Genomic DNA, 3,012 nt, shown 5'->3' on the forward strand with positions numbered 1-3,012 from the left:
CATTGCGCGCTGCGGCCGCAAGGGCAGCGACAATAGAAACCGGCGTTGAGATCACCAAGGCACAAGGGCAGGCGATGACCAGCAGAACCAGCGCGTTGTAGAACCAAAAGCCCCAGTCACCGCCTGCGACAAGCGGTGGAACCAAGGCAATTAGAACGGCCAGCCCCATTACAACCGGTGTGTAGATGCGCGCGAACTTCGTCACCCATTGTTCAACCTCGGCGCGGCGTGAATGTGCATCGCTTACCATGCGGATGATTTTGGACAAGACCGTGTCGGAGGCAGTTTTTGTTGCCCGTACAGTTAAAGTGCCCTCGCCATTGATGGTGCCGGCGTAGACATCATCGCCCGCTTCTTTTGGCACCAAGGCGCTTTCACCCGTAATGGGGGCCTGATCGACGGCCCCTGCCCCGTCGACAACTTCCCCGTCGAGCGGAATACGGTCGCCACCTCGCACGATGAACCGCGCACCGACAGCTACAGCCGCGGCGGGAACGTCGGCCTCTGAGCCATCGTCATAGAGCACCCGGGCTGTCGGTGGTGCGAGGTCGAGAAGCGCTGACACAGCATTGCGCGCGCGCCCCACGCTCCAACTCTCAAGATAGAGCGAAAGCGAAAAGAAGAACGCGACCGTCGCGGCCTCGAAAAACTCGCCAAGCCCGATGGCCCCGGCCACGGCGACCACCATCAACAGGTTCATGTCCGGAGAAAGCCGACGCGCCGACGACCACGCTTTGGGTGCGACCAGCCACACGCCCAAGAGGATCGCTATTGCGAACAACCCTGCTTCGGCAATGGGCATCGGCGCTTCACCATGGCCCGAGAACAATCCGATGGCGCCGCCGAACCCAGTCTCAATGACGTGGTAGATGAACCCTGCCGCCCAGAATCCGCCACTAAGCAACGTGAACAGTTTTTGTTTTTTCAGATGTGCGGCCTGATCCGCGCTGGCATCTTCGGCATCCCAGGGTTTGGCCGTCATCCCGGTGGTCGCAACCAATTGAAGGATCTTGTCCGAAGACGGGTTCGTCCCGCCATCCAGAACCGTCATCCGCGCATTGATGACGTCAAACGCAAGATACTCCGTGCCACCAACTTCCGGTCCGACGACCCGGTTCAGGATCGAGACCTCTTCGGCGCAATCCAGGCCGCTGACATGGAAACTGCGGCCGTCCGAGGCTCGAACGTTGGTTGGCTCAATGGCCTGTCCTCCGCAACAACTGCCGCACGCGCCCTCAGATACGGGAGAATGGTCTTGGCTGTTTTGAGCACCGTCATGTGGCATGGATCATCCTCGGATTCGCTATTGTAGGGAGGTGATACGCCCTACAGCAACTAGAGGTTCAAGAGAAAAGTTCGGTCTTCCATGTAGCCGCGTGGTTAATGGGGTGATCGCAGGCGGTTTGGGTCGAAACCATTGAGTTTCGATCACTTTCCTCAGGAAATTCGCCTGTGATCTTGCCTTTGCGTTGCACCACATGCCGTCGGATGCGAGAAAGACGCATCTAAGAATTCAAAGCAGCAGGACAGTGAGTTTATGTACACACGGAGCGCAATTTTTATCCTTCTCGGCGTGGCGCTCGGAGCCTGCTCGGAAACCCTCTCGAATTCACAAGGCTCGGGTGCGCTGCCGCCGGTCCCGGAGCAAATCGTGGCGCTCGCGGCTCCAAACCAGGATCTCTCGACCGCACGCTTGCGGCCGGCAGACAATTGCTATTGGTACATGCATTCCGGGCCGGTCGAGGACACGCTCCTGCCGCTCAGGACATCGGGCGGCAATCCGATCTGCGTCAAGCCGGCAGCGTAGCTTTGGCGGCTCGACGGGCCTGACCGTCAAGTTGAAGGTTAGCTGCGGGCCGTGACACTGTCTTCCGCCGAATAAAGGAATGCGGTGGAGCCGATAGCAACACGGGGATAAAGCTCATTGATATGCGCCATAACCATGCGAACGCATCCGGAGCTGGCGCGCCCACCAATTGATCTGGATTGCGGTGATCCGTGTATCCTCAGATATGTGTCACGCTGCCCGACGAACAAATAGATTGCGCGAGATCCCAATGGGTTTTGCGGGCCTGGTTCCTGGCCATTTGCATACTTTTCAAGCGACGGATCGCGCTCGATCATCGATTTGGTCGGTGTCCAGTGTGGCCATTCCACCTTTCGGCGGATCGAGTAGGTCCCCGGCTCGTAAAGATTGCCGCGGGCAATCGCCACGCCGTAACGCATCGCGGTGCCGCCTTCCTCGATATGATAAAGATACCGCGCGACCGCATCGACATGAATGTCGCCGGGTGTCAGACCAGACCGGGCTTCAACCCGACGTGGCAGGAAGCGCGGTTGCAATCCCCAAGGGTTCGACGTCTCGAGATCGAAGTTTGCAGGTGTCACTTGCGCATCCCAAGCCGCCTTTTGCGATGTCGTTGGCCATGTACTGGCAAACACAGGGTTTGAAATCGGCGCAGAGAACACAGCTGCGCTGGTCGCGATGAAATGGCGTCTCGTCAACATATTTGGTTTATCTCCTACGCGGTCGGTTTTTTATAGCTTCGCTTTACACGTCGATAGAACTTCTAGCAACTGGAGCTTCAAGGGAAAAAAGACCAACCTACGCAAACATGTCTGCACTAGAAAGCGAGTCGCAGGGATGAGCAGTGAATACATATCGGAATGCGTCCAAACACATCCATGAAAACCGCATCGACCACGCAAGTTGGATCGATCAATTCTGAACAAACTATCAAACGGTCGTTTAGTAACGGCATATGAAATTGCAATCGGCCCCGTTTTCATGCCCCTGATAGGCTATGCCCGCGTTTCCACGGAGGATCAGACCCCCCTGCCCCAGTCTGAGGCGCTGCAATCTGCGGGCTGTGCCGAGATCTTTGAAGAGCACGCCTCAGGCGGCAATCGCGCGCGTCCTGTACTCGCGCGTTTGCTCGAACGCGTCCAGAGCGGCGATACGCTGGTCGTTGTGCGGATCGACCGGCTTGCGCGATCCCTGTCGCATCTGCT

Annotated in this window: 4 protein-coding genes; 2 read left to right on the plus strand and 2 right to left on the minus strand. The window is 57.8% G+C overall.

Annotated elements, in window-relative coordinates; all coding sequences use genetic code 11:
• Positions 1-1,285: heavy metal translocating P-type ATPase (locus TA5113_RS17290; RefSeq protein WP_258953944.1), on the minus strand; the 1,285-nt coding region annotated here is incomplete at its 3' end.
• A gap of 252 nt (positions 1,286-1,537) precedes the next feature.
• On the opposite strand from TA5113_RS17290, the gene TA5113_RS16525 reads away from it, so the two are divergent.
• Entirely contained in the window at positions 1,538-1,807 is a 270-nt protein-coding gene (locus TA5113_RS16525) for a hypothetical protein (RefSeq protein WP_037207719.1), read from the plus strand.
• A gap of 38 nt (positions 1,808-1,845) precedes the next feature.
• On the opposite strand, the gene TA5113_RS16530 is transcribed toward TA5113_RS16525, so the two are convergent.
• Positions 1,846-2,508 (minus strand): L,D-transpeptidase, encoded by a 663-nt coding sequence (locus TA5113_RS16530; RefSeq protein WP_037207721.1) that lies wholly within the window; start codon positions 2,506-2,508, stop codon positions 1,846-1,848.
• A gap of 280 nt (positions 2,509-2,788) precedes the next feature.
• Here TA5113_RS16530 and TA5113_RS17295 point away from each other — a divergent pair.
• A partial coding sequence (locus TA5113_RS17295; protein ID WP_258953949.1) for a recombinase family protein occupies positions 2,789-3,012 on the plus strand: 224 nt, incomplete at its 3' end.

Origin of the sequence: Cognatishimia activa (assembly GCF_001458335.1) — a bacterium.
In the GTDB taxonomy this organism is placed as follows: Bacteria; Pseudomonadota; Alphaproteobacteria; order Rhodobacterales; family Rhodobacteraceae; genus Cognatishimia; species Cognatishimia activa.

Bases quoted from the DNA above. Each gene is read 5' to 3' on its own strand.
- TA5113_RS16525 (WP_037207719.1), top strand. From the start codon at position 1,538: ATGTACACACGGAGCGCAATTTTTATCCTTCTCGGCGTGGCGCTCGGA.
- TA5113_RS16530 (WP_037207721.1), bottom strand. From the start codon at position 2,508: ATGTTGACGAGACGCCATTTCATCGCGACCAGCGCAGCTGTGTTCTCT.